Here is a 6,336-nt window from a genome sequence, read left to right as displayed (position 1 = left end):
GCTGCGGGCCGAGCCCGGCCAGTTCTTCCGCTGGCGGTTCCTGGCCGGCGGGCTGTGGTGGTCGGCGAATCCGTACTCGCTGTCGGCGGCGCCCCACGCCGGCGGGCTGCGCATCACGGTCAAGGCGCTGGGCGATCACAGCGCGGCGCTCGCCCGGCTGCGGCCGGGCACCCCGGTGCTCGCCGAGGGACCGTACGGCGGGTTCACCGCGCGCCTCGGCCGGGGCGGCAAGTCGTTGCTGATCGCGGGCGGCGTCGGCATCACCCCGCTACGTGCCCTGTTCGAGACGCTGCCCGGACGGGTGACGCTGCTCTATCGCGCCCGCACGCCCGAGGAGGTGCTCTTCAAGGACGAGCTGGAGGAGATCATCGCAGCCCGCGGTGACGCCACGGCGTACTACTCGACCGGGCCCAGGTCCACGGACCTGTTCGACGGCCTCGAGCGCCTGCTGCCCGATCTGCGCGAGCACGACGTGTACGTGTGCGGGCCGCCCGAGTTGACCCGGGCGGCGATCAAGGCCTTGCGGGCGGCGGGTGTGCCCCATCGCCGGATCCATCACGAGTCGTTCGAGTTCTGAGTTCCGAGGAGGTCTGCCATGCGCAGGGTGCTGTTCGCGGTGGTGGTCACCGCCATCGGCCTAGTGCTGCTGCTGTCGTTCAAGCCACACGACGTCGCGGGCGTCGCTGAGCCGCCCGCCGCCCTCGCCCCCACCCAGGCCCAGTCGCCTACGCCGACGGCACAGGGCTCCACCGGCTCGGCCGGGAAGCCCTCCGGCAGCCGGAGCGTCGACGGGGACGTCGCCGACACCCGCTGGGGACCCGTGCAGGTACGGATCACCCTCACCGGCGGCAAGATCACCGACGTCCAGGTGCTCCAGGCCCCGGACGGCAACCGGCGCGACATCGAGATCAACAACCGTGCGCTGCCCATACTCCAGCAGGAGGCCATGTCAGCCCAGAGCGCGCAGATCGACTCCGTCTCCGGGGCCACGTACACCAGCGACGGCTACACGCGCTCCCTGCAGAGCGCCATCGACCGGGCCGGACTGTGACCCGCCACGTCGAGAAGGCGATGGGCACCGTCTTCTCCTTCGACGTACGCCACGAGGCCGATGACGCGGTGGCGCAGGCCGTCGCCTGGCTGCACCACGTGGACGAGGTCTTCTCCACCTACCGGCCGGACAGCGCGGTCAGCCGCCTGGGCCGGGGCGAGCTCGGCGTGGACGACTGCCCGCCCGAGGTGGGACAGGTGCTCGCGCTGTGCGCACAGGTCGAACGGCAGACTGACGGATATTTCGCGACATATCAAGGCGGTCGTTTGGAGCCGTCCGGCCTGGTGAAAGGGTGGGCGATCGAGCGGGCCTCCCTGCTGCTGTCCGAGGCGGGCGCGCCCCGCCACTGCGTCAACGGCGGCGGCGACATCCAACTCGGTCCCGACCCCTTCCCGTGGCGGATCGGGATCGCCGACCCGCAGCGGCCCGGCGCCCTCAGCACCGTGGTCACGGGCCACGACCTGGCCGTGGCCACCTCGGGCAGCGCCGAGCGCGGCCAGCACATCATCGACCCGCACACCGGGCGCCCCGCCGCCGAGCTGTTGTCCATCACTCTCGTCGGGCCCCGCCTGACCGCTGTCGACGCGTACGCGACCGCCGCGTTCGCCATGGGTGACGCCGCCCGCGACTGGGTCGAGGAGCGCCCCGGCCTGGAAGCGTTCGCGGTGACCGCGCGCGGCCACACCTGGCAGACCACCGGCTTCGCCGCGTTCACCGTACCGAGCTGACCCGGGCACGACGCGACCGCTGGACACCGCGGGTGCGGGGTGTGACAGCACGGCTGCACGGGGTAGGCCGTCCGGTGAAGTCGAGCGAGTCACGGGGGCGAAGTATGCGTCGGCTGGCCGAGCGGACCCCGGCGCACCGGGACCGTCACGTCGACCTGCTCCGCGCCATTGCGATCGCGGCCGTGGTCGTGGGCCACTGGCTGGTGGTGTACGTGAGCTACGACGGGCGTCCGCAGGGCGGCAGCGCACTCGAAGCCGTGCCGTGGACGCGCCCGCTGACCTGGCTGTTCCAGGTCATGCCCGTCTTCTTCCTGGTCGGCGGGTACGCCAACGCCGCCTCTCTCACGGCCCACCGCGCCCGCGGCGGCGACGCCACCTGCTGGACGCTGCGCCGAACCGACCGGCTCGTACGCCCCACCACCATGCTGCTGGCCGTGCTGACGGCGGCGGCCCTGCTGGCCGGGGCGCTGGGTGTCGATCCCGGCCTCGTCGCGACCGCGGTGTGGGTGGCCGGGATCCCGCTGTGGTTCCTGGTGGCCTATGTGGCCGTGGTCGCCCTCACCCCGCTGACGCACGCCCTGCACCGCCGGTACGGCCTGGCCGTGCCGATCGCGCTGGTCGTCCTGGTCGGACTCGGCGACGCGGCCCGGCTGGCGCTGCGGGTTCCCGCCGCGGGCCAGGGCAACTTCCTGTTCGGCTGGCTGGCCGTCCACCAGCTCGGCTTCGCCTGGCAGGACGGGCGGCTGCCCGCCCGGCCGGGCGTCGGCCTGCCGCTGGCGCTCTCGGGGCTGGCGGCCCTGGTGGCGTTGACGGTGCTCGGCCCCTATCCGGTCAGCATGGTCGGGATCGCGGGGGAGGCCGTCCAGAACACCTCGCCGCCCACTCTGGCGCTGCTGGCGCTGGCCGCGACCCAGGCCGGGCTGGCCCTGGCGTTCCACGACCCGGCCGGCCGGTGGCTGCGGCGGCCGCGCCCCTGGACCGTCGTCGTGGCGATCAACTCGGTCGTCATGACCCTTTTCCTGTGGCACATGACTGCCGTCGTGCTCGGCGCGCTGGCGCTTTATCCGACCGGACTGCTGCCGTCCCCGCCGCCCGGGACGCCCGCGTGGCTGCTGCTGCGGCTGCCCTGGCTCGTCGTCCTGGCCCTGATCCTGGGCGTGCTGGTCATGGTGTTCGGTCCCGTCGAGCGGCGTGCCGGTCCGAGCCCCGGGCCGGGAGCCACGGCCGGGGTCACGGCGGGCGTTCTGACCGTCCTCGGCATCGCCGGTGTGGTGGCCGGGCTCCTCACCCTCGCGGTGACCGGCCCGCGAGGTCACGCACTCAGCGGTCTGCCGATCGTGGCCTTGATCGTGTACTTCGCGGGCGCAGGCATCCTGCGTCTCATCCGATGGCGGTATCGATCCCACGGTGCGGCCCGATGATCTCTGATCGTTTTGGGAGAGCGCTCCCTCGCGAGGATTCGTTCTGGCGCCGACGGCTGTCATGGAGGCCGTGATTCGCAAGTTTCCTTTGTGGGGCGCGCCGAGTGCCGTCATTCCGTGGGCGCGAGCATCGTCCCAGCTCACGTGCGGTCCTCCGTCCCGAGTCAGGCGTAGAGAGCGCTCTCTCGCGTGACGATGAGGTTTCGCGCCTATTAACTCAGGCCTTGACAGCGGCAGGAGACGCGAGCAGTCTCCATTTCAGAGAGCGCTCTCCGCACCGATACCCCCCACTTTGACGGAGACGTCGTGAGTCCACCCCTCAGTCCGAGCCTGCGACGCCTTGGGACACTCGTCGCCCTCATGATCACACTGTCGCTGACGGCGGTCCTGCCCGCGACCGCCGCCGCCGACCCGCTCCTGTCCCAGGGCAAGACCGCCACCGCCTCATCCACCGAGAACGTGGCCTTTCCCGCCTCGGCGGCCGTCGACGGCGACCCGGGCACCCGCTGGTCCAGCGCCTTCTCCGACCCCCAGTGGATCCAGGTCGACCTCGGGGCCACCGCGTCCATCAGCCAGGTGCAACTGAGCTGGGAGGCCGCGTACGCCACCGCCTTCCAGGTGCAGGTGTCGGCCGACGGCACGGCCTGGACCACCGTCCACTCCACGACCACCGGCACCGGCGGCGACCAGACGCTGAACGTGTCGGGCAGCGGCCGGTACGTCCGTGTCCACGGCACCCAGCGCGCCACCCAGTACGGCTACAGCCTCTGGGAGTTCAGGGTCTACGGGACGGGAGGCGGCTCGGGTGGCGGCGAGAGGCTGCTGTCGTACAACAAGCCCGGCGTGGCCTCCAGCTACCAGAACGACGGCAACTGCTGGGAGTGCACCCCGGCCAGGGCGTTCGACCTCGATCCCGCCAGCAGGTGGGCCACCAGCGCCACCACCGGCTGGGTCGACCCCGGCTGGATCTACGTGGACCTGGGCGCGACCGCGCAGATCAGCAGGGTCGTCCTGCAGTGGGACCCGGCCTACGCCACGTCGTACCAGATCCAGGTGTCGCCCGACGCGAACACCTGGACGACCGTCTACAGCACCACCACCGCCACCGGCTTCAAGCAGACGCTGAACGTCAGCGGCTCGGGCCGGTACGTCCGGATGTACGGCACGAAGCGAGCCGGCGCCTACGGCTACAGCCTGTGGGAGTTCCAGGTGTACGGCACCGGCGGCAACCCCGTCGATCCGCCCGCCCCGCCGAAGGACCCGGCCAACCCGCCGGCCCTGGTGTGGAGCGACGAGTTCAACGGCTCGGCCGGCAGCAAGCCCGACGCCGCCAAGTGGCGCGCCGACCCGGGCACTGGGCCGAACAACGAGCTGGAGTACTACACCAATCACGACAACGCCTCCATGGACGGCCAGGGACACCTGGTCATGGAGGCACGCAAGCAGGCCACGCCGGGCACGACCTGCCCGACGGACCCGCTGACCGGCAGCGGCACCTGCCAGTACACCTCGGCCAGGATGAACACCGGCACGAAGTTCCACTTCACGTACGGCCGGGTCGAGGCCAGGATCAAGGTGCCCAAGGGCAACGGGTTCTGGCCTGCGTTCTGGATGATGGGGGCCGACTTCCTGACCGGGCGGCCGTGGCCGTACAACGGCGAGGTCGACATCATGGAGGTCCTCGGCAAGGACGTGAAGACGTCCTACTCGACCGTGCACGCGCCCGCTTACAACGGCGGCGGAGGCATCGGCTCGCCGTACACCCTGCCGAACGGCGCGGACTTCTCCGACGACTTCCACGTCTGGGCCGCGAACTGGGACAGCAAGGGCATCGTGTACACGCTCGACGGCAGGACGGTGTTCACGCTGAGCAAGGACCAGGTGGAGCAGACACGCGGCCCGTGGATCTTCGACCACCCGTTCTACATCATCCTCAATCTGGCGATCGGCGGTGACTGGCCGGGACCGCCCGACGCCGCCACCCCGTTCCCCTCTCGCATGCTCGTCGACTACGTGAGGGTCTACCAATGACAACCAGGAAAACCACACTGCTCGCGCTGTTATCCCTGCTGATCGGCATGGTCGCCGTCGCGCCGCGCCCGGCCGAGGCCCGGGTGATCCGGGTGGCGGAGTTCCTCGCCGACTGCCCGTTCAGCCACCGGCTGCCGGACGACCCGATCGTCTTCCCGGGGCTGGCCGGCGCCTCGCACATGCACAGCTTCTTCGGCAGTCACGTCACGAACGCCTACACACAGCTCTCCGACCTGCAGAACGGCGCCACGAACTGCAACCCGGCCGTCGACAAGTCCTCGTATTGGGTGCCGACCCTCTACCGGGACGGCGCTCCGGTCGAGCCGGCCATCGTCACCTTCTACTACCTGGGCGAAGGGGTGCGTGACGACATCATCGCCACGACCCAGCCGCTGCCGCTGGGGCTGCGGATCGTGGCGGGCAACGCCAAGGCGACCGGCCCCGACGGCTCGTCGACCGCCCGGTGGTCGTGCCTGCACGCCGGGGAGGTGCCTCCGTCGAAGGACTTCGTCAACTGCCCGTCGGGGACGATGCTGGAGTCGTACCTGGACTTCCCGCAGTGCTGGAACGGGCGTGACCTGGACTCGGCCGACCACAAGAGCCACATGGCCTATCCGGTGGCCGGCGCCTGTCCCAGCACGCATCCCGTGCCGGTGCCGAAGTTGCGGCAGGTGATCCGGTACCCGGTGAGCGGCGACCCGTCGCACTTCCGGCTCGCGTCGGGAGCCGGGTTCACGATGCACGGCGACTTCTTCAACGCCTGGCCGGCCGCGGAGATGGAGCGGCGGGTGCGTGACTGCATCCGTCCGATCGTCAAGTGCGGCGCCGACGGGCGCCCTGCGTAGGTGAGGCCTCCGCTGCCCGGGCGGACCTTCCGGTCCGCCCGGGCCCGATCAGGTGGGACGCCGGTGGTACGGGTCTTCGTGTTCCTGCTGTTGGCCGTCCTGCTGCTCGGGTGCTCCCCGGCTCCGGAGCAGCCCGAGAAGGGGTTCAACGCCACCGACGTGGCCTGGCTGCAGCTCGCCGACGCCCTGCACACCCGCGCGCTGCCGCTGCTCGGGCTCGTTCGCGGGCGCTCCGCTAGCCGGTCGCTCGCAGACCTGGC

General features: G+C 71.1%; 6 protein-coding genes and 1 pseudogene. All 7 read left to right on the top strand.

Translation table 11 applies throughout. From position 1 onward, the window contains the following. A pseudogene (locus tag AB0J09_RS53030) lies at positions 1 to 577 on the top strand (ferric reductase); the annotation flags it as partial. Between the two features lie 18 nt (positions 578 to 595). Further along, positions 596 to 1,051, top strand: coding sequence for an FMN-binding protein (locus AB0J09_RS53025; protein ID WP_360709657.1), 456 nt, complete (start codon positions 596 to 598; stop codon positions 1,049 to 1,051). Further along, the gene (locus AB0J09_RS53020) at positions 1,048 to 1,779 is read left to right on the top strand and encodes an FAD:protein FMN transferase (RefSeq protein WP_360709655.1); all 732 of its coding nucleotides are present in this window, start codon (positions 1,048 to 1,050) and stop codon (positions 1,777 to 1,779) included. Before AB0J09_RS53025 ends, AB0J09_RS53020 begins: the two co-directional genes overlap by 4 nt. A 104-nt stretch (positions 1,780 to 1,883) precedes the next feature. Then, positions 1,884 to 3,200 (top strand): acyltransferase, encoded by a 1,317-nt coding sequence (locus AB0J09_RS53015; RefSeq protein ID WP_360709653.1) that lies wholly within the window; start codon positions 1,884 to 1,886, stop codon positions 3,198 to 3,200. 360 nt (positions 3,201 to 3,560) lie between these two features. Continuing rightward, on the top strand, positions 3,561 to 5,231 hold the full coding sequence (locus tag AB0J09_RS53010) for a discoidin domain-containing protein (protein WP_360709651.1): 1,671 nt from the start codon (positions 3,561 to 3,563) through the stop codon (positions 5,229 to 5,231). Beyond that, the gene (locus AB0J09_RS53005) at positions 5,228 to 6,076 is read left to right on the top strand and encodes a DUF1996 domain-containing protein (RefSeq protein ID WP_360709649.1); all 849 of its coding nucleotides are present in this window, start codon (positions 5,228 to 5,230) and stop codon (positions 6,074 to 6,076) included. Before AB0J09_RS53010 ends, AB0J09_RS53005 begins: the two co-directional genes overlap by 4 nt. Before the next feature lie 63 nt (positions 6,077 to 6,139). Then, on the top strand, positions 6,140 to 6,336 hold a 197-nt coding region (locus tag AB0J09_RS53000; RefSeq protein WP_360709647.1), incomplete at its 3' end, for a hypothetical protein.

Origin of the sequence: Nonomuraea sp. NPDC049784, assembly GCF_040659615.1 — a bacterium.
Lineage (GTDB): Bacteria > Actinomycetota > Actinomycetes > Streptosporangiales > Streptosporangiaceae > Nonomuraea.
The sequence above is the reverse complement of the archived record's forward strand: the minus strand, read 5'-3'. Positions and strand labels throughout refer to the sequence as shown.

Coding starts and splice junctions, on each gene's coding strand:
- AB0J09_RS53025 (WP_360709657.1), top strand. CDS start 596: ATGCGCAGGGTGCTGTTCGCGGTGGTGGTCACCGCCATCGGCCTAGTG.
- AB0J09_RS53015 (WP_360709653.1), top strand. CDS start 1,884: ATGCGTCGGCTGGCCGAGCGGACCCCGGCGCACCGGGACCGTCACGTC.
- AB0J09_RS53010 (WP_360709651.1), top strand. CDS start 3,561: ATGATCACACTGTCGCTGACGGCGGTCCTGCCCGCGACCGCCGCCGCC.
- AB0J09_RS53005 (WP_360709649.1), top strand. CDS start 5,228: ATGACAACCAGGAAAACCACACTGCTCGCGCTGTTATCCCTGCTGATC.